Origin of the sequence: Bradyrhizobium sp. WSM2254, assembly GCF_000472645.1 — a bacterium.
GTDB classification, from domain to species: domain Bacteria; phylum Pseudomonadota; class Alphaproteobacteria; order Rhizobiales; family Xanthobacteraceae; genus Bradyrhizobium; species Bradyrhizobium niftali.
This window is the reverse complement of sequence record NZ_AXAB01000063.1, coordinates 1-21,090: the sequence shown is the minus strand read 5'-3', so window position 1 is coordinate 21,090 and position 21,090 is coordinate 1. Positions and strand designations below refer to the sequence as shown.

Below are 21,090 nucleotides of genomic sequence, written 5' to 3'. Positions count from 1 at the left end.
TATGTTCAGTGTGAAGCATGGTGGGCACGGCGCGTTGCGCCTTTGCCCACCCTACGACTTCAGCTTCTGAGGCAAAGCAGATGGACCAGGACGTCGCAGCGAAGGAGCAGCCCCGCTACATCAAGCTCAACGAGCGCGACAATGTCGCGATCGTCGTCAATGATTTCGGGCTTCCCGCCGGCTCCCGCTTTGCCTGCGGGCTGGCGCTGCGCGCCTTTGTGCCGCAGGGGCACAAGACGGCGCTGGTCGATATCGCGCAGGATGCGCCGATCGTCCGCTATGGCGAGGTGATCGGCTACGCACTCTCGCCGATCCTGGCGGGTGAGTGGGTCGACGAGGCACGCATCCGCATGCCGGAAGCCCCCGCCCTCGACAAGCTTGAAATCTCGACCGCCGTGCCCGCTCCGCTGCCGCCGCTGGAAGGCTTTACCTTCGAAGGCTTCCGCAATCCGGACGGCTCGGTCGGTACCAAGAACATCCTCGGCATCTCCTCCTCCGTGCAATGCGTCAAGGGCACGATGGAATATGCCGTGAAGCGCATCCGCGCCGAGCTGCTGCCGAAGTATCCGAACGTCGACGACGTCGTGCCGCTGACGCATGCCTATGGCTGCGGCGTCGCCATCAACGCGCCCGACGCGGTGGTGCCGATCCGCACGCTGCAGAACCTGGCGCTCAACCCGAATTTCGGCGGCGAGATTCTGGTCATCAGCCTCGGTTGCGAAAAGCTCGCGCCCGAGCGGCTGGTGCCGGAAGGCGTCAGCGACGCCATCGTCCGCATGCAGGACGAGGCCTTCGACGGCTTTGGCGCGATCGTCGATGCCATCATGACCCAGGCCGAAGCACGCCTGAAAATCCTCAACAAGCGCACCCGCGAGACCTGCCCGGCCGCCGACCTCGTCATCGGCCTGCAATGCGGCGGCAGCGACGCGTTCTCCGGCGTCACCGCGAACCCCGCGGTCGGCTTCGCCGCCGACCTCCTGGTGCGCGCCGGCGCCACCGTGATGTTCTCGGAAGTGACCGAAGTGCGCGATGCGATCCAGCTCCTGACGCGACGCGCAATCAACGAGGACGTCGGCCGCGCGCTGGTGCGCGAGATGGCCTGGTACGATTCTTATCTCGCCCGCGGCGGCGCCGATCGCAGCGCCAACACCACGCCCGGCAACAAGAAGGGCGGCCTCGCCAACATCGTCGAAAAATCACTGGGCTCGATCGTCAAGTCCGGCTCGTCCGCCATCACCGGCGTGCTCTCGCCCGGCGAGAAGGCGACGCAGAAGGGCATGCTGTTCGCGGCAACGCCCGCTTCCGACTTCATCTGCGGCACGCTCCAGCTCGCCTCCGGCATGACGCTGCAGGTGTTCACCACCGGCCGCGGCACGCCCTACGGCCTTGCGGCTGCGCCCGTGATCAAGGTCGCAACCCGCAGCGAGCTCGCGCGGCGCTGGAAGGACCTGATCGACTTCGATTCGGGCAGCATCGCCACCGGCGAGAAGACCATCGAGGAATGCGGCTGGGACCTGTTCCGCCTGATCCTCGACGTCGCCAGCGGCCGCACCAAACCGTGGTCGGACCGCTGGGGCATCCACAACGACCTCACGCTGTTCAATCCGGCGCCGGTGACCTGAGGGGTCACTGAGTTTCCATCAGGTGCATGTCGCTCAGCGTGACCGGAAGGCTGCGCGTGACGAGGTCCACAATCGCCGTGCGCAGCCGTTCCCCCGACGCCGGACCGTCAAACGTCTCGTCGACCGGCCCGCTCGGACCGGCGAGCCGCACGGTCCCGGTGTTGTCGAGCGGCGCGGCCGCCCGCTTCTCGATCACGTCGAACGACTTGCCGTCGATCACGCGCACCTCGTAGAGCGCGTGGATCAGGCCGTAATCTGCAAGCAGCGTCCGGTATTGGACGAGCCCGATGCCCTCGACGTTGCGGCCGCTGCCGAGCTTGGATCTTGCCCGTGTAATGACGATGTAGGCATCCAGCCCCTGCGGAGCGACATCGCTGCGAACCAGCTCCTTGAACGGATCGCTGCGCAGCAGATTGACGGGCGCGACCGCCGAATCCCTGATCGCGGCGAACGCGGCGCGCCTGTAGCTTACCGGCTGCACGCGAAAGCGTCCGCTCAAGAGCTTCGTCGCCTGCTGGACGATCATCTCGTCGAGCCCCCAGGCGGTGATCGAGGCGCTCTGGCCGGCATTGCCGAGCGCGGTCAGCCCGGCCTGCGTCAGGCTCATCTCCTCGCCGATGGCCGAGACGATGCCGACGGTCTTGATCGCCTGGAGCCGGCTCGCGCGCGTCTCGAACGCCGCGGCGGCACCGAGGGCGACGGAGGCGACCGCGAGGGCAATCCATAGAGCAACATGACGGCGCATGGCGACCTATCGAATCCTGAAGTCGAACGAATAGGACGCGCCCAGGCCGATCGTGGTCTGGTTCGACGATCCCCGCAGCTTCACCAGCGGGCTGTCCGCGGCATCGCCGAGCAGCTTCTCGTATTCGACATAGGCATGGACCTCCCACTGCGGATTGATGCGATAGGAGATCTGGCTGCCGAAGCCGACCGAGTGCGCACCGCCCCTGGCATCGTACATCGGCAGTCCCGACGCCAGCGCCTGCGTGGCATCGACACCGAAATACGGTGCGGTCGCCTTGGTGCTTTTCCAGGTGAAGCGCGGGCCGGCCGAGATCGTGAGCCTTTGGATCAGCGGCACGATGACGTCGGCGGAAACATCAGCCACCGTGCCGGTATGGCCACCCACGCCCTGGCGCAGTTCGCTGCGCAGGCGCAGCCAGTCGACCGGATAATATTCGACGAAGCCGCCGAGCTCGTATGCGGCCTTGACGTCGCCAAGGCCGGTCAGCTCGGAATATTTGTCGCTCTTGCGCGAGGAGACGTATTTGAACGCAGGCCCGGCGCGAAAATTGCCGACGTCGAGCAGCGCAATGCTGGCGCTGTCGCGGGGCCCGCGAAACTGGTCGATCGATCCGGCACGGCGAATGGAGAAGATCGGGATCGGGCGGAATTTTCCGTTCTTCGACCCGACGAAGTCCGGCGTGTATTCACCGCCGATACCGACCATGACGGTCCAGTTGCCTGACGGCGAGGGCAGCATCGGCAGGTCGAATGGCGGGGCCGGGAGCGTGAACGCGGTCTGCGCGGATGCAGACTGAGGGATCGCCATGATCGCGCCGAGTGCGGCAAGGAATGCGCTCAGCAAGCTCTGCTGCGCGCTCGCCGCACGATCGAGAGCGGCTTCGTCAAATTGCTTCATTACGGGGCCCCGGACCGGACCCTGCTGGGCCTGGTCGACTGGTGTGGTTGGAGCCACAGCATGTGGTCCGGCAAAATTGCCCCAAGATTGCAACGGCCGACCGCCCCTGCGACATTCCGCGCCAGGCGCGCCGCCGGACCAACATTACCCGAACATTGCCCGGGACGCGTTCACGCTCCGAACTTTGACCGCGCGCGAGGTGAGCGCCCCCGTCCCTGCCTTTTATTCGCCAAGCTCGCTGCCTTAAAGGGAACCTCGCGCACGAACCGAAATGCCGGAATTCGGCCAGGGAGCGTCAAGGTCGGGGTTTTGTTGCCCCAGCAGAGTCAAGGACGATCCGCGTGCGCTCCCTCGTGATCGAAGACGAACCGCAGATCGGCGCCTATGTCAGCCGCCTGCTCGGGCAATTGCACGGCGTCGTCGACCTCGTCGGCTCGATTGCCGACGCCCGCCAGGCGCTGGACAATTTCAAATACGATCTCGCCATCGTCGACCGGATGCTGCCGGACGGCGATGCGCTCGAGGTGGTCACGGCGCTGAGCCGGTTGCCGGAACGCCCCGCGATCATCATGCTGACGTCCAAGGACGCCAAGGAGGACGTCGTTGACGGCCTCAACGGCGGCGCCGACGACTATCTCGGCAAGCCATTCGAGCCGCAGGAGCTGATCGCGCGTGTGCGCGCCGTCTTGCGGCGGCCTCGCCTGCTCGCACCCGCGGTGCTGTCGCTCGGCAATGTCGAGCTGCATCTCGGCAGCAACGAAGCGGTGGTCGCCGACGCCAAAATCCTGCTGCGGCGGCGCGAGGCGCTGATCCTCGGAGCGCTCCTCATGCGCCGCGACCGTGTCATCACACGCGCCGCCCTGATCGAGGAGATCTACGGCTTCGACGACGAGATCGAATCCAACACGCTCGAAGCGCAGGTCTCGCGCCTGCGGAAGAAACTGGCCGCGCTCGGCGGCGACGTCGAGATCCGCAGCATGCGCGGCATCGGCTACATCCTGCGGCTGGCAACACCGCGATGACGTCGATCGCCCGGACGTTTGCGCTGTCGCTCGGCATCGCCGCGACGACGATTTTCCTGATCATGCTCGGCCTCTTCATCTGGCGCTATCCGATGGAGGAGCGCGAGTTCAGGGCTTGCCGGGTCGTGGCCGCCGTTCTCGATCGCGCCACCATAGTCGAGGGGCAGAACCTGACGGTGCGCCCGACGCGCGCCCTCGAGGAGCTGAAAGCGGACAGCCCGAACCTCTGGTATGTCGTGTCCGCGGGCGCGCTGGTCAGCGAGTACGGCAGCGAACGCCGGCCCGCCCTCCCCTTCGCGTTTCCCTATCACGGGCCCGTCGGCTCATCGGTCTTCAGCACACTCGACCAGAAGAGCACCTTCTGCCTCGCTGTCGTGCAACGGGGGGCGTTGCGGCTCGCGATGATGGTCGGCGAGCCTCAAGTCCGTTTCGGCCGGATGGCGAGAAACTTTCTCATCCGCAGTATCTTTTCGATCACGCTGCTGGCGCTGGCCTTTGCCGCGACCGTTGCCGTCGGCGCGGCGCTGGCCGCGCGTTTCGTCTCACGCGGTATCGAGCGGGTGGCGCTTCGCGCGCTCGCGATCGACCCTGCAGCGCCGCAAGGCCTGATATCGCTGTCGGAGGTCCCCCGCGAGCTGAAGCCGCTTGTGAAGGCGCTGAACCGTGCCTTCGGCGAGATCGACGCCTATATCAGGATGCAGCGCCGGTTTCTCGGCAATGCCGCCCATCAGCTCCGCACGCCGCTCACGCTGCTGCGCGCGAAGATCGAGGACGTGGCCGAGCCGGCCCTGAAGGTCGAGCTGGTTCGGGACGTCCGCCGCCTCACCTCGCTGGTCTCCGCCATGCTCGACCTCGCGCGCCTGCAAAATCACGCGATCGAGAAGCGGCCGATCGATCTTGCCGAGATCACGCTGGACGTGCTGGCCGATTTCGGTCCCTCGGCGCTGGACGCCGGCATAGAGCTTGCGCTGGAGCGGGCCGACCAGGGACCGTTCCTGGTGCAGGGCGTGGACGCCGCCATTCGCAGCGCGCTCGCCAATCTCGTCGGCAACGCACTCATCCATGCCCGTGGCGCGCGGCGCATCACCGCCACGCTCAGCCGCGACGGCGTCTCGATTCACGATGACGGCGCGGGACTGCCCGATGGCGCCGAACACGGGCTGACCGAGCCATTTCAGACCGGCAACAGCGCGGGCGATGGCGCGGGCCTCGGCCTGTCGATCGTGCGCGAGATCATGGCCGCCCACGGCGGCGAGCTGGTCATCTCTTCCGCGCCGAGTCATGGCACGACGATGCGCCTGCACTTTCCCGCGGCCAACGCGGCGGTCAAATCTCCGCAGCTTGATCTGCAAGAGCGCTAGGCGAGGCGCATCGGCGCTTCCGCGAAACGGTCCGGAAACATTGGCGGGAAAAACTTCTTCCTCGTTTCGTCCCTTCGCATCAAGCAACCAATATATTCGCCGAAGGCGACAGGAATGTTCGCACGCAAGCGAACCTGTTGCGGCATCGACGCGACCAAACCTCCGATTGCCCTCTTCCACGGAGATTTTCCAATGCGTGTTCTCTCGATGATTGCCGTTGCCGGCGCGATGATTGCGAGCTCGGCCGGGGCGCTCGCCGGCGAGCTTCCCTCTTACGAAGTGAAGTCGTTTCCGATCTCGGTAACGCAGGTGCAGGTGCTCGGCGGCGCCGGCGTCGAGGAGCAAACGGCAGCGCCCGCGATGACCGTCGCCGGCATGCCCGCCTCGCCCGCGCAGGTCTCGGTGCTGTCGCCCCGCGTGAAGCGGCTCGCGAGCGCCAACGCGACGAGCGAAGAACGCTGAGACAGATTTCGACCCCGGCTGTCCAATGCCGGGGTCGTCTCTCCCGCCGTCAGCGTGAGATATAGCCTGCTGCGATCGGCTTGAATCGATAGATCAGATACGGCGTCTTGTTTTCCGCCTTTCCACCATGGAACATGGCGGCTGCAGAGACTTGAGACGCGGACACGTACATGTACCCGTCGGGAGAGGCAGTAATCCCGTCCGGCCACACCATGTCCGGATCGCTCAGATAGGTGCGAAACTTCCGATCGGTCCCAACGACACCAATCGATTTGGTCTCAACCGCAGTCAGGTAGATGTTGTCCGCATAGTCGATCGACAGGCCGCCATTGTTCGGCTTGTCCGAGTAGCGTTCCACCCTCGCGCTCAGCTCTTCGGGGGGCAGCATCTCGTTGCCGAGGTCGGTGGCCTTAATGCGATACAGCGACCGACCGCTGAGCGGCGCGAAATAGACCCATTCGGATCTGGCATCCATCGTGATGCCGTCGCAGCCGACCTTGATGAGCGAAGGCTTGCCGTCCTTGCCCGGCACCGTCAGATCACTGCCGTCCACGCTGATCGGCACATTCTCCGGGACCGTGGATCGATCGCCGTCCAGCACGCGCCGGGCGGCACCCGTATCCATATCGATGACGATGATCGCCGCGTGAGACCCATCGCCACCGGGCCCGATGTTTTCGTCCGCGATGTAGAACTTCCGGTTCTTCTGGTCGATCACGATGTCCTGCGGCTGCGAACCTTTCACGGTTACGGGCTCCGGCATGTAATAGATGCGCTCCAGCCTGTTCGTGCGCGTGTTCCAGCCGACCAGCTTCGGCGTGATCTGCGTCCGGAATCCCATATCGATGATCCACACGACACCACTTTCGTCGGAACGAAGGCCCAGCACGTTATCCAGGTACTGATCGGTTCCTTTTCGTGGAGTATTCCACTCGGCATTTGGAAACGGCTCGAACGTCGTCGACGATGTCAGCCGCGCCACACGAATGTCGGGACTGAAGAATGGATGGTGACTGAAGATCAGCTGATTGTCCGGCGTAAACGCAATGTTGCCGACCGACTGGGGGAGCTTCGCGAAGACTTCGGCGTTGCCGCTTCCGCTCTCCGCACAGGCTGCGCCCGTGGCGATTGCCGCCGACAGAAAAATGACAAGTCGAATACCTCTCCTCACGCTTCGCACCGCTCCCTCCCTGTGTTTCTAAGGTTATTCCGGCGTGCGTTCGCCCGGTCTGCGCCGGCTGCCGCCGCAGGATTTGAATGCAGAGACCTTATACGAACCGAGGCCGTGGCTCGTTCGTCACCGCCTCGCCGATATCGATCTTTGCGAGAACCACGATGCGCGCTAATTTGGGGACTGGCAATTACGCACAGGCCAGTCCTCTAGTATCACGGAGTGAACCATGCAGAAGCTCGGCAGCAAGACCTATGATTGTGCCGTGGGATGCCCCGTGGAGGCCACCCTCGATCTGATCGACGGCAAGTGGAAGGGCGTGATTCTCTATCACCTGCTCGACGATACGATTCGCTTCAACGAGCTCAAGCGGCGCCTGTCCCGGATCACGCAGCGCATGCTGACGCGCCAGCTCCGCGAGCTCGAGGCGGACGGCCTCATCCATCGCGAGATTTACGCGGAGGTCCCGCCGCGGGTCGAGTATTCCCTGACGGCGCTTGGGCGCTCGCTCGAACCGGTCGTTCGCATGCTCTGGACATGGGGCAATCAGTATCTCGCGACGGAAGCGGCCCGTGCCGGCGCGGTCAGCGGCGCCGTTTCGCTCTCGCCGCGGGTCAGACGGAGCCTGCCGGCAGGCCGCGCGTAGGGCGGACCCCTTCGTCACGCGGCCCTGCGTATCCACGATGCCCTGCGACGACGGCGGGCAAATCACGCAGGTCGAGGGAGACGGCGCCAGTGTACGCCGCGACGAGACGCGCTTCCAATTCTAGCAGCGACGTTTACGTCATGCACCCATGCATGACGTAGCCGCGCAAGACCAAGAGCCGATCACCACGTCGTTGTCGAAAACGCGGAGCGACGACCTGCCTCGTTTTCGGCTAGCGAGCGCCGAACCCGCGCTTGAATCTTTGCCCCTTCTCCTGCAAGCCAGTTGGCCAAAACTCGCAGGATTTCATGTCATGACCCAGATGAAGGCAGCAGTGATGCGCCGGCCCGGCGGACCCGAGGTGCTGCGCATCGAGAGCTGGCCCGTGCCGACGCCCGCCCCGGATCAGGTTCTCATTCGCGTCAAGGCCTTCGGCCTCAATCGGTCCGAACTCTTCACCCGACGTGGTCTATCGCCGGGCGTGAGCTTTCCCCGCGTGCTCGGCATCGAGGCGGTCGGCCTCGTCGAGGAGGCGCCGGGCGGCCGGTTTCGCAAGGGCCAGATCGTCGCGACGGCGATGGGCGGCATGGGGCGGCAGTTCGACGGCGGCTATGCGGAATATGTTTGCGTGCCGGCCGCGCAAGTCCAGCCTCTCGAGACCACTCTTTCGTGGGAGATGCTTGGTGCATTGCCGGAGATGCTCCAGACCGCCTGGGGTTCGCTGTTCACCGCCTTGCAGCTCAAGCGTGGCGAGCGGCTCCTGGTCCGCGGCGGGACGACCTCGGTCGGTCTTGCGGCTGCGGCCCTCGCGAGCAAACACGGCGCCGAGGTGATTTCCACCACGCGCAATCCCGCGCGCACGGAGCTGATGCGCTCCGCTGGAGCGGACCTTGTCATCGTCGACGACGGCCGGATAGCGGAGAAGGTCAAGGCCGCAAGCGGAGGCGGCGTCGACAAGGTGCTCGAGCTCATCGGCACGACCACGCTGGCCGACTCCCTGCAATGCGCGCGCCCGAACGGCATCGTCTGCATGACGGGCATGGTCGGAGACAAATGGTGGTTCGATCAATTCAGCCCGATGGACGTCATCCCCAACGCCGTCAACCTCACGGTTTATTCCGGAGGCCCCGACGACTTCATGCAGACGCCGTTGCAGGACCTGGTACGCCAGATCGAAGCAGGCGCGCTTCGCGTCCCGGTCGGGCGGGTCTTTCACCTCTCGGAGATCACCGAGGCTCACCGCTGCATGGACGCCAACGCAGCGGGCGGAAAGATCGTCGTCCTGACCGATTGACGATGTGCGTCGCACTCAATGACGGTCAGAGCTACGTCATGCTGCCCGGCATGAAGCAGCGCACGCGCGGATGGCCGTCGATATAGTGCTTCCACACCATGGTGCGGCCGATCTTGTTCGGCTCGGTGATCACGGCGCCGTCGGGCACGACCACCCATTCGTCGTCGAGATGCACACGGTAGCGCCCCTTGTCGGATTCCCAATCGACGTCGGCGACCACGTAGCCGTCGGCATCCGAGCAGCATTGTCCGTATTCGCTGCGCAGGCTCTCGAACCAGGGCTTGAGGGGCGAGTTGGCGTAGCGGCCGTCGTCGCGCGCCAACGCCGAGGTCGCAAGCGGCGCCATCAGCCCCAGCAGCGCCGCCGCACATAGTCTTGCAAGTCGCATGTCGTCTCCGCGGATCGCAATCAGCGCCGCGAGGGACAGACACCGCCGTTCGCCGTCCGCACGGTGGCGGCAGGCGTGGAGACGGCGACTCGCTCCCCAGCGGCTTTGCGACAGCTATGCAAATCCGGCGCCAGCGCGCATTCCGGAGAACTACGGCCGCACGGTGTGACCCCGGCCGGCGCGCAGTCCTGCATATTCAACGCGCTGGCAATTTGCCGCAGCCGTTCTGGAGGCTTTCCTTGTTCCGCGAGGACGTGTACGAAACGGCCGCGGACGCAGGCCGCATCGTTTAATCAACTGTTTCAATTAGAGAAATCAGGTGTTGGCGTGACTGGCATTGGACCGTCAGCGCTATGAGTTCGAGAGAGTTGCTTCCTGGCCAGCAGGATCCGACCGACTTGCCCGCAAGCGAAGTGCAGTTTGCGCTGGTGATTTCGCGCATGCTCGATACGGTCAAGGACGACGCGGAAGCCAGGCGGCAGATGGTCTACGACCTTGCCCGCTACAAGCTCCAGGAGCAGTTCACCTACGCCGACGCCAAGAACATCGACCAGATGAAGCGGGCGCTCGAGGTCGCAATCGAGCAGGTCGAGAAGTTCTCGCGTGAAGAGGCGCCGCTGGAGCGGTTGCCGCAACATCAACTCACATCGTCGAAGGCGGGTGAGACAAGCGGCCCACTTCTGTCCGCCGACGCTCCGGTCCTGCGATCGGGGATCGAGCCACCCAGGCGGCCTGCGATCTCAGGCCCGCTCTGGCCCGTGATCAAGCGTACAGGGGCCATCCTGCTTGCCGCCGGCGCCATCGTCCTTCTCATCTCGCAGCGAGACCATATCGCCGCGCTGCGCCGGCTGGTTTCGTCGCAGGCCCAGGAGATCACGCTGGTCCTGCCCAAACCGGAGACGACGATCACGGTCGCCAAGCCGGAAATGGTGACCGCCGTTGCGCCGCCGGCAAAACCGGCGCGCGTGCTTCCGACCGACTACGGCGTCTACGCCTTGATCGACGACAAATCGCTGGCGGAGTTGAATGCGACCGGCATCATGGCGCCGGACATGCGCGTCGCGATATCACCGGAGTTCAGGAAACCCGACCGGCCGCACCTGCCGAACGGGCGCGTCAAATTCATTGTGTTCCGCCGCGACGTGGCACAGGCGATTCCCGAACGCGTCGAGGTTCGGGTCGTGGCGAAGATCGCCAGAGAGTTTACGACCGACGCCGCAGGCAAGACGCTGAGTGGCGGAGACGACGTCGGCGTCATCCGCAATTTCGCCTATCCGTTCCGGGTGTCGCCGATTCCCGGGACACCCGAGATGCACGAGCTTCACACCGGCGATTCAGGGCTCGAACTTGCGCCGGGACATTACGTCCTGAGCCTCGGCACGCAGGCCTATTACTTCCAGGTCGACGGCGAGATCACCGATCCCCGGCAATGCCTCGAGCGGGTCGTCGCCGGCAGCGGCACCTTCTATGCGCCGTGCAGGAAGGCGCGGACGTATTGACTACTCCGTAGCCCGGGTGAGCGCAGCGATATCAGGGACAAGTGGTCCCGCATATCGCTTCGCTCATGCGGGCTACAAGAGAATGCGGAAGCAATCCTACTGCTTCGGCGCCGGCGCCATCATTGCGCCGCCCTTCTTCGCCGCGGGCGCCGGCTTCGTCGTCGTCGCGGCTGTCGCCTGTGCGGGCAGATATTTGGCGACGATGGCGGGATCGACCTGCGCGAGGTTGGCGTCCGGCAGGCGCGTCCAGGTCTCGTCCTTGCCGAACAGGGAGATGCCGAGGAAGCCGCGCATGGTCAGGGTCTGGCCATCGGGGCTCACCGTCATCTTGGCCTTCCAGATATTGCCGTCGCGCGGATTGACCACGTTGCCGCCATCATATTTCAACCCGTCGCGCTTCATGTCGCGGATGAAGGAAAGGCCGAGCACCGGGGCGTTCTTGCGATCGTCCGTGCACTTCGCGCAGACCTCGTTCGGATCGTCGCCGGGCCGCGGGAACGTCTTGGCGATCACGCCTTCGAACACACCGTTGTGGTCGACGAAGAGGAACCATCCCACCGTCTTGCCGTCCTCGACCTTCTGCCAGAGCCCCGCGGCGGTCGGCTGGGCCGACGTCGCAACTGGGGCCTGCGCCGCAGCCGGGCTCACCGCGCCGAGCGACAGCGCGAGCGCGAGGAGCGAGAGCAGCCGAAAGCTGGAAAACGGATTTCGCATTATGATCACCTTGCTATTCCACGACTGGAATGGCCGCAGACTACGGCGATTTCGCGAACGGTTCCAGCACCAGAAACATGGGGCATCGCCCTCCCGCCCCGCTCGCGGTCAGCTGACCCCGAGCTTCTTTTGCAGGCTGGAGGATGAGGTCGTGTACTGGAACACGAGGCGCTTCTCCGGATACACGTAGCGATGGGCTTTTTGCGACATCAGCGCGCCCTCGTGGAAGCCGCACAGGATCAGCTTGAGCTTGCCGGGATAGGTGTTGATGTCGCCGATGGCGAAGATGCCTGATACGTTGGTCTCGAACGCGGATGTCTCGACGGGCACCAGATTGTTCTCCAGCGCAATGCCCCAGTTCGCGACCGGACCGAGCTTCATGGTCAGCCCGAAGAACGGCAGCATGGTGTCGCAGGCAATCTCGGTGACGTTGTTGTCGTTGCCCTTGATCGTCGCGCCGGTCAGCTTGCCGTCGGCACCGGCCAGCGAAGTGACCTGGCCGAGCCGGAGATCCATCTTGCCGCCCGCGACCAGCGCGCGCATCTGCTCGACGCTGTGAGGGGCTGCGCGAAATTCGTCGCGACGGTGCAGGAGCGTGATGCGCTTGGCCAGCGGATGCAGATTGAGCGTCCAGTCCAGCGCGGAATCGCCCCCGCCGACGATCAGCACGTTCTGGTCGCGGAACGTCTCCATCTTGCGCACGGCGTAATGCACCGAGGTGCCTTCATAGGCTTCGATGCCCGGCACCGGCGGGCGCTTGGGCTGGAACGAGCCGCCGCCGGCCGCGATCACCAGCACCTTGCATTCGAACACCGTGCCGGCATCGGTGGTGCAGCGAAATGCGGGATCGCCGATCTTCTCCACCGTCTCGACCATCTCGCCAAGGTGGAAGGTCGGATGGAACGGCTTGATCTGCTCCATCAGCGCGTCGGTGAGCCCCTGCCCCGAAACATGCGGAATGCCGGGAATGTCGTAGATCGGCTTTTCCGGATAGAGCTCGGCGCACTGGCCGCCGACCTTGTCCAGGATGTCGACGAAATGCGTCTTCATGTCGAGAAGGCCGAGCTCGAAGGCGGCGAACAGGCCGCAGGGGCCGGCGCCAATAATCAGCACATCGGTTTTGATCACGTCGCTCATGTCGTCTCTTTATCGGTCGTTATCGGTTGGACGGCGCCCTTTGGGCAGAGGTGACCCTGCCTGTCTAGCCAACGGGGATGGATCAGGGAAGGCATAAAAGCGGGAGCGCCCCGCAGCCGCGCCCACTTGCCGGGTCAAAATAACTGGGCTGTAACGAGGCTGGATATGACGGAGATCAACCGGTGAACGCACCAAGCCGCCTCGACACGACGCCGCGCCTGGAGGACTACCCGTACCGCCTCAGCGACAACGTCCGCTACGGCGATCTCGACCCGAACCAGCACGTCAACAACGCGGTCTACGCCACCTATTTCGAGACCGGCCGGGTCACGCTGATGAAGAGCCCGGACTACGGGCTGACGCCGCCGGGCCTCGCCTGGATCATGGTGCGGCTCGACATCCATTTCCGCGCCGAGCTGCACTGGCCGAACACGATCGAGCTCGGCCTCGGCGTGGTGAAACTGGGACGGACGTCAGTGACCTTCGAGCAGGTCGTGTTCTCGCAGGGAAAATGCATCGCCTCGGCGACGTCGGTCGGCGTCATGCTCGACGAGGGGACGCGGCGTCCGGCGCCGCTGACCGCGGAGATCGTCGAGAAGCTCAAACCCTGGCACAAGCGCGGCATCGAGGTCGCGCCGCCGAGCACCTGATGGAGCGGGACGGTTGGATCAGGCCTGGCGTTCCGGCGTCGCCACGACCAGCCCGTCGAGATCGTCGCTCACCTTGATCTGGCAGGACAGGCGCGAGTTCGGGCGCACGTCGAAACCGAAGTCGAGCATGTCCTCTTCCATCGGCGTCGGGCTGCCGACCTTCTCGCGCCAGGCTTCGTCGACATAGACATGGCAGGTCGCGCAGGCACATGCGCCGCCGCATTCGGCCTCGATGCCGGGGACGCTGTTGCGGATGGCGGCTTCCATCACGGTTGCGCCGTTCTCGATTTCCACCGTACGGGTTTCGCCCTTGTGGTCGACAAAGTGGATCTTGGCCATGTGTGCTCGTGCTGCCGCGATGTTGGGAATGAAGGAGGGTCCGGGCTGTCCTATAACGGGTCGGTTAGCCCGGCGCCATAGCGTTTTGATCCAAGCTGGATCCAGGTTTGCGGGCAGAAAACGCGTCAAAACAAAAGACTAGGGATACCGCCGTTTGCGGGGTTGCCGGCCTAGTGTTTCAGGATCGCCTCGATGGCGGCGCGGGCCTCGGCCACGGCCTCCTTCAGCGCGGCGAAGGCGGGGAGCCGGTCGTGGCCGGTCCGGATCGCGGTCTCCAGGTGAGCGGCGGCGTCCGCTACGGCAAAGGCGCCGATTCCGCGGGCGGAGCCCTTGAGCTTGTGCGCGAGCGCGCCGGCCTCGGCCGGCAAATTGGTCATCGCGGCAAGCAGACGAACCGCCTGCTCGGCGAACATCGCCAGCACTTCCTGTTCCAGCTCGGCGTCGCCGAGCGTCATGCGGGAGAGGTGCTCGAGATCGAGCGGGCTGTCGACGGGCGCAAGCGGGGGCGAGGGCATCCATTCCATCCGTTGCAGTTCAGGCGTCATGGCGCAGGCCCCGGCATCGCGACGGTTCCGCCGGTTCGGCGGTGCGGTTCCTCCCACCCAAGCATGGAAATGGTTAACGAAATGTTTGGGTCGTTTGACGCAACTCCGCCCGTTTATTGACAAAAACTTGCCTCAATCGCCCGGGTTCGGTGGAGAATTCCATTTGTTGCTAAGGCGTTAGGGCGCGATCCTGTTAACGATGATTAAGATTGTCTTAATCGCAGCCATTTCATTCGCGACGCTCTGCCAATAGGATGTTGCAGAAATTGGCGGACAAGCCGTCCGGGTGGGGACGGCTCGATGATCCGCGCAAGCGGCATGATCCGGTCTGTGGGCTTGCGTAGCGCGCGGGGCTCGCGGGGGGACGCGTACAAGTAACGAGGGCTCGGACTGAACATGGCGAACACTCCGAAAAAGGTCAAAGACCCGACAGAAGTTGCGCTTTCTGCGATCCAGGAAGCCCTGAACATCAGCGACACCGCTGCGGACACCAGCCGCAACGCCTCGATGCGCAACGAAACGGCGTCGTCGGTGTCCCCCCCGGAGCCCCCGATCTTTGACGAGCCGAGCTTCGAGCCGCGCCCTGCCGCGAACGAGCGGGCCACCGTGTTCGATACGATCGAGGAGCCGCGTTCCTCGCGCCGGGCCGCCAATGACGATCGCGAGACCATCGGCCAGCTGCTCCAGGCGCTTCAGAAGGGCCGCCCTGCCCGCAGCGTCTACACCTTCGCCACCATCTTCGCCGGCGTCTGGCTCGCCGCCTGCGCCGCGCTGACCGTCGGCTTCCTGCCCTCGATCCAGGCCGCCATGGGCCAGAGCGGCGGCGTGCTCGTCATCGCCGGCCTGATCGCGATGTTCTTCGCGCCGATCATGCTGTTCTACTTCCTCGCGAGCCTGGTCTGGCGCGGCCAGGAAATGCGCATGATCGCGCAGGCGATGGCGCAGGTCGCGATCCGCTTCTCCGAGCCCGAGGGCTCGGCCTCCGATTCCATGGTTACCGTCGGCCAGGCCATTCGCCGCGAGGTCGCGGCGATGGGCGACGGCATCGAGCGTGCGATTGCGCGCGCCGGTGAGCTCGAGACGCTGGTGGCCAACGAGGTCGCAGCGCTGGAGCGCGCCTATTCCGACAACGAAGTGCGCATCCGCGCCCTGCTCCAGGACATCGCGCATCAGCGCGACAACCTAGTCGGCCAGGCCGAGCAGGTCCGCAGCGCCATCTCCGGCGTGCAGATCGACCTGCGCCACGACATCGCGCTGATCTCGGACGCGATCGCCTCGCGCGTCGACGAGGTCGCCAAGAGCATCACCGGCGCGCTCGAAGAGCGCGGCGCCCACATCACCGGCGCCCTGAGCAATGCCGGCGACAACATGATCCTCGCGCTCGGCGAGCGCGGCGGCGACCTGCTCGACCGCCTCGAGGAAGCCAGCAACGAGACCACGCGCGCCGTGCTCGACGCCAGCGAGCGGCTGACCACCAGCCTCAACTTCAAGACCGGCCACGTCCACGACGAGTTCGTCGACCTCGCCGACCGCGTCCACGAGATGCTGAACGAGCGCATCGACCGCATCACCGGCGAGTTCGAGCAGCGCTCCGCCGCGATCGTCGACGGCATCTCCGAGCGCACCGAGCAGGTGCACGATAGCCTGAAGAATTCGTCGGACTCCCTGCTGCTCGAGCTCGAGCTGCGCTCCAACGACATCTCCGCCAAGATCGACGACGCCGGCCACCGGCTCGCCAACCAGATCATGACCTCCGGCGACAAGGCGAGCGAGGCGCTCGACGCCACCGTCAACACCCTCGTCGCCAAGGTCGTCAGCCAGACCGAGACCGCGCACGACTCGCTGTCGCTCCAGATGAGCGCGTTCGACGAACTGGTGAAGAACCAGGGCACCGAGCTGGTCGAGAAGTTCGCCCGCGACTCCGGCACGCTGGGCGCGCTGATCACCCGTCACATCTCCGAGTTCGACCGCACCGTGAAGACGTTCGGCGGCGAAGTCGTCGAGCGCATGGGCCAGCGCACGCAGGACATCGCCGAGACGCTGAAGACCTATGTCGACAATTTCGACACCCGCTTCACCTCGAACGGCGGCCAGATCACGGCCGTGCTCGACCAGCGCCTGATGCAGTTCGAGACCACGGTCGGCGAACGCGTCACCAACCTCGATGCCTCGCTGAACGGCAAGATCGCCAGCCTCGACAGCACGATCGACGGCCACATCAAGACCTTCGACGCGCAGCTCGGCGGCCGTGTCACCACGCTCGAACAGTCGTTCGACACCCGCGCCAGGTCCGTCACCGAGACCATCGACGGGCGTCTCAACACGCTCGCCACCTCGCTGACCGACGGTGCCACGCAGGCGATCCAGTCGATCGACTCCCGCCTCACCCATCTGACGACGTCGCTGACCGACGGCGCCTCGCAGACGATCCAGACGATCGATACGCGCCTGACGCACCTCACGACGACGCTCACCGGCGGCGCCTCACAGGCGCTCGAATCCATCGACTCCCGCCTCACCTACCTGAACAACGCGCTGACGAACGGCGCCTCGCAGGCCGTGCAGTCGATCGACACGCGCCTCACGCTCCTGACCTCGACGCTCACCGACGGCACCGCGCAGGCGATCGAGGCGGTCGACCGCCGCATCACCGGCGTCGCCGAGATCATCGACGGCCGCAGCACGCATTTGACCGACACGGTCACGGCGCGCTTCCAGGACATCCAGCAGGCCATCGAGACCAAGGTCGGCTCGGTCGCCAGCGACATCGACGTGCGCGTGGCGCAGTTCGAGGACCTGCTCGGCTCGCGCGTCGAGGCCGTCGCCGGCCGCATCGAGAGCAGTGGCCGCCAGGCCAGCGAGGACATGATGTCCCGCGCCGAGATGATCTCGACCGCGATCCGCTCGCATGTCGAGGACGCCGAGCGCTCGCTCACCAACCTCGTCGTCAACACCAGCGAGACCATCCAGACCGGGGCGCGCACCGCCCAGCAGTCGCTGATGACGGTCTCCTCCGACGTCAACGCCCAGCTCAAGATGACCTCCTCCGAGGTCGAGCGCGCGCTGACCGCGGTCGGCACCGGTGCTGCCAACTCGATCCTGACCAGCGCCCGCGAAGCGCAGTCGACGTTGGTTGCCGCCTCCGGCGATGCCTCCAACCAGATCAAGGGGCTCGCGGCCGACGTCGAACGCACGCTGTCGGCGGCCGGTTCCGCGACCGCAGCCTCGATCCTGGCCGGTGCCCGCGAGGTGCAGACCACGCTCGTCACCGCATCTTCGGACGCGGCCAACCACGTCAAGACGCTCACCGCCGACGTGCAGCGCTCGCTGTCGATGGCCGGCGCCACCACGGCGGAATCCATCACCGCCGGCGCCCGCGATGCGCAGAGCACGCTGATCGCGGCCTCGAGCGAGACCGCCAACCAGATCAAGGCACTGTCGTCGGATGTGCAGCGTTCGCTCTCCATGGCGGGCACCGCGACGGCCGAGACCATCACGACCGGCGCGCGCGAGGCGCAGAACACCCTGGTCACGGCGTCCTCGGATGCGGCGAGCCAGGTCAAGTCGCTCGCGGCCGAAGTGCATCGTTCGCTCTCGCAGGTCGGCCAGTCGACCGCCGAGACGATCACGACCAGCGCCCGCGACGCCCAGAGCACCCTGCTCGCGGTCTCGGCCGAACAGACCAGCCAGGTCCGTTCGCTCGCGGCCGAGATGCAGCGCGCGCTGGCGACCGCCGGCGGCGCCACCATCGAGGCGCTCACCAGCGGCGTCCGCGAGGCCCAGGGCACGCTGATCTCCGCTTCGACGGACGCGGCAGGCCAGATCAAGTCGCTGACCACGGACATCGAGCGCACGCTGACCGCGGTCGGCGCCGACACCGCCTCGACCATCCTCAACAGCGCGCGTGAGGCCCAGACCTCGCTGACCTCGACCTCGGCGGATGCCGCGAGCCAGATCCGCACGATCTCGACCGAGATCGAGCGTGCGCTGAGCGCAGCCACCGCGAACGCGACCAACGACATCCAGACCAGCGCGCTCAACGCCCAGAACGCGCTGATCTCCGCCTCCAACGAGGCGAGCTCGCGGGTCAAGTCGAGCTCCGCCGACGTCGAGCGCTCGGTGCTCGCCGCCAGCAGCAGCTTCGGCCAGGCCATGACCGGCAAGACCGACGAGATCGTCACCTATGTGCAGCAGCAGGCCGACCGTCTGTCGAACATGATCGACGCCAAGCGCGGCGCCCTGGTCGATGCGATCGGCTCCAAGACCAGCCAGCTCACGCTCGACATCGACCGCGTCACCTCGGACGCGCTGAAGTCGATCGAGACGCGTGGCCATGCGTTCTCGCAGACCATGATGGGCAACGGCTCGGAAGTCGCCCGCACCATCAACGCGGCGAGCGAGATCGCCACCGGCGCGGTCGGCAAGTCGCTCAAGGACCTCGAGCAGGCCTCGCGCGCGGCGATCGACCAGTCGCGCCAGGTCTCGATCGCGGCCGTCACCGAGATGCAGGAGACCAGCAAGATCCTGCGCACCGACACGGTCGCCCTGTTCGAGCGTCTGCGCGAAGGCAACATCCTCCTCCAGGAGGTGCTGACCGGTGCGCACGACAACCTCAACTCGCTCGAGCGGGCGCTGGTGACGCGCGTTGCCGACTTCGTCTCGGCGATGAACGACGTCACCTCGCGCAACGGCGCTGCGACGCAGAACCTGGAAGACCAGCTCAACGTCTTCAACACGAAGACCACGCGGGCGCTCCAGGATCTCGGCGAGCTGTCGACCCAGTTCGACGCGCACGGCAAGGCGCTCGTCGAGGCCGCCCAGGTCGTCGAGGTGAGCAACAAGAACACCACCGCCTCGCTCGCCGAACGCAAGCAGGCGCTGGAATCGCTCGTCACCACGATCGACCTGCGCACGGCCGATCTCGACCAGCGCCTGTCGCGCTTCACCGGCCTGCTCGATGAATCGCTGGCCGCGGCCGAAGAGCGCGCCCGCGACATCGCCCGCGTCGTCGCGGAGACCGCCGGCGCAGGCTCTGCCGCGATCACCCGCCAGTTCGAGGCGGTGCGCGCGGCTTCCGAGGAAGAGCACCGGCAGACCCTCGACGCCATGCACGACATCTACCGCCAGACCACGGACGAGGCGGATGCGATGTTCAAGCAGTCGACGGAGAAGTTCTCCAACCTCGTCTCCAGCATGAAGCAGATGGCCTTCGAGATGCACAACGAGCTCGAAGCCACCCGCAACGAGCTGCGCCGCGGCGTGCTCGAGATGCCGCAGGAGGCCGCCGAGAGCACTGCGCAGATGCGCAAGGTGATCGTCGACCAGATCGAGGCCCTCGCCGAGCTCAACCGCATCGTGGCCCAGCATGGCCGTGGCCTCGACGTCTCGACGGCGGGCCGCGCCAGCGTGCAGCGTCAGGAAGAGCCGATGCTGGCGGCCGTCGGCGCGCGCAGCACCGAGACCCGCATCCGCGACACCGGCAGCGCCTCGACGCTGCCCCCGCCGGACCTCGGCATGCCGGCCACGTCGCGCCGCACCGAAGCCCCGCCGGTTGCACCTGGCGGCAACGACCAGGGCCGCGACGGCTGGCTGTCGGACCTCTTGAACCGTACGGACGCCAACCAGGGCGCTCCGACCGGACGCGAGGCCCCGCGCAGCAGCCGCCCAGCTGCACCGGCTCCGCAGCCGCAGGCTCCGCAAGGTAACGGCAATCCGCTGGAATCGCTGTCGCTCGACATCGGCCGGCTGATGGACCGCAACCTCGCGGCCGAGATGTGGGACCGCTACCAGCGCGGCGAGAACAAGGCCTTCACCAAGCGCCTCTACACGCCCGCCGGCCAGAAGGCCTTCGACGAGGTCGCCCGCAAATATCGCGCCGACCGCAACTTCAAGGGCACGGTCGACCGCTACGTCGCCGAGTTCGAGCGCCTGCTCGACGAAGTCGCCCGCGACGGCCGCGGCCCGCAGGAGCTGCGCAGCCACCTGACCTCGGAGACGGGCCTCGTCTACACCCTGCTCGCCCACGCGGCGGGCCGGCTGGGGTAAGACGCGGATAGCGAATGACGAATGAAGAACGGAGCCCTCGCGGGCTCCGTTTTGATTCAGGGCGTCATCGCGAGGAGCGATCGTAGCCCGCATGGAGCGCAGCGGAATGCGGGGTAGTCCCCGGATTACGCTTCGCTCCATCCGGGCTACGAGGCGGCTCGTCATTAGGAACGAAGCGCTCGACCACACATCCGATGTCGTCCTGGCGAAAGCCAGGACCCATTACCCCAGGGAGGAGTTTGGCGAAAACCAGTCGTTCGGTACTCCCGCCAACCGCAATCGATAGACCTCGCGGTATGGGTCCCCTGAGTTCACAAACGAAGTGCAACACTTCCAACTGGAGGTGTTGCCATGGGGCGGACTTACAAACAGCTCTCCCTTGACGATCGATGCGAGATTGCCCGCCTTTCGGCCAATGGCAACTCGGTCGGGCAAATCGCGGCAGCTTTGGATCGCCCGCCATCAACGATCTCTCGGGAGCTGAGGCGGAACCGTGGCAGGCAGGTCGGCTACAAGCCAAGCTATGCTCAGCAGCAGACCCGGGCGCGGC

At 65.7% G+C, this 21,090-nt stretch carries 18 protein-coding genes; 10 read left to right on the top strand and 8 right to left on the bottom strand.

Annotated elements, in window-relative coordinates; genetic code table 11:
- The first annotated feature begins 80 nt into the window (after nucleotides 1-80).
- Entirely contained in the window at nucleotides 81-1,622 is a 1,542-nt protein-coding gene (garD, locus tag A3M7_RS0134780; RefSeq protein ID WP_027548048.1) for a galactarate dehydratase, read from the top strand.
- A gap of 4 nt (nucleotides 1,623-1,626) precedes the next feature.
- Here garD and A3M7_RS0134775 read toward each other — a convergent pair whose 3' ends face one another.
- Entirely contained in the window at nucleotides 1,627-2,367 is a 741-nt protein-coding gene (locus A3M7_RS0134775; RefSeq protein ID WP_027548047.1) for a hypothetical protein, read from the bottom strand.
- A 6-nt stretch (nucleotides 2,368-2,373) separates the two neighbouring features.
- Nucleotides 2,374-3,267 carry a MipA/OmpV family protein gene (locus A3M7_RS0134770; protein WP_027548046.1) on the bottom strand — a complete coding sequence of 298 codons (894 nt, stop codon included), beginning with the start codon at nucleotides 3,265-3,267 and terminating at the stop codon, nucleotides 2,374-2,376.
- Between the two features lie 341 nt (nucleotides 3,268-3,608).
- On the opposite strand from A3M7_RS0134770, the gene A3M7_RS0134765 reads away from it, so the two are divergent.
- The 3 genes from A3M7_RS0134765 (at nucleotide 3,609) to A3M7_RS0134755 (ending at nucleotide 6,112) form a co-directional block, all read left to right on the top strand.
- Complete coding sequence (locus tag A3M7_RS0134765; RefSeq protein WP_027548045.1) at nucleotides 3,609-4,289, top strand: response regulator transcription factor; 681 nt, start codon at nucleotides 3,609-3,611, stop codon at nucleotides 4,287-4,289.
- Nucleotides 4,286-5,650, top strand: a complete 1,365-nt coding sequence (locus A3M7_RS0134760; protein ID WP_027548044.1) for a cell wall metabolism sensor histidine kinase WalK — start codon at nucleotides 4,286-4,288, stop codon at nucleotides 5,648-5,650. Before A3M7_RS0134765 ends, A3M7_RS0134760 begins: the two co-directional genes overlap by 4 nt.
- 192 nt (nucleotides 5,651-5,842) lie before the next feature.
- Nucleotides 5,843-6,112: a hypothetical protein gene (locus A3M7_RS0134755; RefSeq protein WP_063629484.1), complete on the top strand. Its 270-nt coding sequence runs from the start codon at nucleotides 5,843-5,845 to the stop codon at nucleotides 6,110-6,112.
- A 49-nt stretch (nucleotides 6,113-6,161) separates the two neighbouring features.
- Here A3M7_RS0134755 and A3M7_RS0134750 read toward each other — a convergent pair whose 3' ends face one another.
- On the bottom strand, nucleotides 6,162-7,283 hold the full coding sequence (locus A3M7_RS0134750) for an L-dopachrome tautomerase-related protein (protein WP_049823874.1): 1,122 nt from the start codon (nucleotides 7,281-7,283) through the stop codon (nucleotides 6,162-6,164).
- A 229-nt stretch (nucleotides 7,284-7,512) separates the two neighbouring features.
- Here A3M7_RS0134750 and A3M7_RS45420 point away from each other — a divergent pair, with 229 nt between their 5' ends.
- Both A3M7_RS45420 and A3M7_RS0134740 read left to right on the top strand, forming a co-directional pair.
- A complete protein-coding gene (locus tag A3M7_RS45420; RefSeq protein ID WP_049823873.1) occupies nucleotides 7,513-7,929 on the top strand; it encodes a helix-turn-helix domain-containing protein in 417 nt (138 codons plus the stop codon).
- Nucleotides 7,930-8,242: 313 nt separating this feature from the next.
- Nucleotides 8,243-9,223: a zinc-binding alcohol dehydrogenase family protein gene (locus A3M7_RS0134740; RefSeq protein ID WP_027548041.1), complete on the top strand. Its 981-nt coding sequence runs from the start codon at nucleotides 8,243-8,245 to the stop codon at nucleotides 9,221-9,223.
- Between the two features lie 31 nt (nucleotides 9,224-9,254).
- Here A3M7_RS0134740 and A3M7_RS0134735 read toward each other — a convergent pair whose 3' ends face one another.
- Complete coding sequence (locus A3M7_RS0134735) at nucleotides 9,255-9,611, bottom strand: hypothetical protein (protein ID WP_027548040.1); 357 nt, start codon at nucleotides 9,609-9,611, stop codon at nucleotides 9,255-9,257.
- Nucleotides 9,612-10,009: 398 nt separating this feature from the next.
- Between A3M7_RS0134735 and A3M7_RS0134730 the strand changes: the two genes are divergently transcribed.
- Complete coding sequence (locus A3M7_RS0134730; RefSeq protein WP_245284386.1) at nucleotides 10,010-11,110, top strand: hypothetical protein; 1,101 nt, start codon at nucleotides 10,010-10,012, stop codon at nucleotides 11,108-11,110.
- A 96-nt stretch (nucleotides 11,111-11,206) separates the two neighbouring features.
- Here the strand turns inward: A3M7_RS0134730 and A3M7_RS0134725 are convergent, their stop codons facing one another.
- Both A3M7_RS0134725 and A3M7_RS0134720 read right to left on the bottom strand, forming a co-directional pair.
- Nucleotides 11,207-11,824: a DUF2147 domain-containing protein gene (locus tag A3M7_RS0134725; protein ID WP_027548038.1), complete on the bottom strand. Its 618-nt coding sequence runs from the start codon at nucleotides 11,822-11,824 to the stop codon at nucleotides 11,207-11,209.
- Nucleotides 11,825-11,932: 108 nt separating this feature from the next.
- Nucleotides 11,933-12,961 (bottom strand): NAD(P)/FAD-dependent oxidoreductase, encoded by a 1,029-nt coding sequence (locus A3M7_RS0134720; protein ID WP_027548037.1) that lies wholly within the window; start codon nucleotides 12,959-12,961, stop codon nucleotides 11,933-11,935.
- 182 nt (nucleotides 12,962-13,143) lie between these two features.
- Here A3M7_RS0134720 and A3M7_RS0134715 point away from each other — a divergent pair, with 182 nt between their 5' ends.
- A complete protein-coding gene (locus A3M7_RS0134715; protein ID WP_027548036.1) occupies nucleotides 13,144-13,611 on the top strand; it encodes a thioesterase family protein in 468 nt (155 codons plus the stop codon).
- Between the two features lie 18 nt (nucleotides 13,612-13,629).
- Here the strand turns inward: A3M7_RS0134715 and A3M7_RS0134710 are convergent, their stop codons facing one another.
- Nucleotides 13,630-13,950, bottom strand: a complete 321-nt coding sequence (locus A3M7_RS0134710; RefSeq protein WP_027548035.1) for a 2Fe-2S iron-sulfur cluster-binding protein — start codon at nucleotides 13,948-13,950, stop codon at nucleotides 13,630-13,632.
- Nucleotides 13,951-14,120: 170 nt separating this feature from the next.
- Nucleotides 14,121-14,495 (bottom strand): Hpt domain-containing protein, encoded by a 375-nt coding sequence (locus tag A3M7_RS0134705; RefSeq protein WP_027548034.1) that lies wholly within the window; start codon nucleotides 14,493-14,495, stop codon nucleotides 14,121-14,123.
- A gap of 396 nt (nucleotides 14,496-14,891) precedes the next feature.
- Here A3M7_RS0134705 and A3M7_RS0134700 point away from each other — a divergent pair, with 396 nt between their 5' ends.
- Nucleotides 14,892-20,540 carry a negative regulator of septation ring formation gene (locus A3M7_RS0134700; RefSeq protein ID WP_027548033.1) on the top strand — a complete coding sequence of 1,883 codons (5,649 nt, stop codon included), beginning with the start codon at nucleotides 14,892-14,894 and terminating at the stop codon, nucleotides 20,538-20,540.
- Between the two features lie 351 nt (nucleotides 20,541-20,891).
- Nucleotides 20,892-21,090 (top strand): helix-turn-helix domain-containing protein (locus A3M7_RS49175; protein WP_156937068.1); only part of this gene is annotated, 199 nt, incomplete at its 3' end.

Coding starts and splice junctions, on each gene's coding strand:
- A3M7_RS0134740 (WP_027548041.1), top strand. CDS start 8,243: ATGACCCAGATGAAGGCAGCAGTGATGCGCCGGCCCGGCGGACCCGAG.
- A3M7_RS0134720 (WP_027548037.1), bottom strand. CDS start 12,961: ATGAGCGACGTGATCAAAACCGATGTGCTGATTATTGGCGCCGGCCCC.
- A3M7_RS0134735 (WP_027548040.1), bottom strand. CDS start 9,611: ATGCGACTTGCAAGACTATGTGCGGCGGCGCTGCTGGGGCTGATGGCG.
- A3M7_RS0134775 (WP_027548047.1), bottom strand. CDS start 2,367: ATGCGCCGTCATGTTGCTCTATGGATTGCCCTCGCGGTCGCCTCCGTC.
- A3M7_RS0134710 (WP_027548035.1), bottom strand. CDS start 13,950: ATGGCCAAGATCCACTTTGTCGACCACAAGGGCGAAACCCGTACGGTG.
- A3M7_RS0134700 (WP_027548033.1), top strand. CDS start 14,892: ATGGCGAACACTCCGAAAAAGGTCAAAGACCCGACAGAAGTTGCGCTT.
- A3M7_RS0134705 (WP_027548034.1), bottom strand. CDS start 14,495: ATGACGCCTGAACTGCAACGGATGGAATGGATGCCCTCGCCCCCGCTT.
- A3M7_RS0134755 (WP_063629484.1), top strand. CDS start 5,843: ATGCGTGTTCTCTCGATGATTGCCGTTGCCGGCGCGATGATTGCGAGC.
- garD (WP_027548048.1), top strand. CDS start 81: ATGGACCAGGACGTCGCAGCGAAGGAGCAGCCCCGCTACATCAAGCTC.
- A3M7_RS45420 (WP_049823873.1), top strand. CDS start 7,513: ATGCAGAAGCTCGGCAGCAAGACCTATGATTGTGCCGTGGGATGCCCC.
- A3M7_RS0134725 (WP_027548038.1), bottom strand. CDS start 11,824: ATGCGAAATCCGTTTTCCAGCTTTCGGCTGCTCTCGCTCCTCGCGCTC.
- A3M7_RS0134760 (WP_027548044.1), top strand. CDS start 4,286: ATGACGTCGATCGCCCGGACGTTTGCGCTGTCGCTCGGCATCGCCGCG.
- A3M7_RS0134770 (WP_027548046.1), bottom strand. CDS start 3,267: ATGAAGCAATTTGACGAAGCCGCTCTCGATCGTGCGGCGAGCGCGCAG.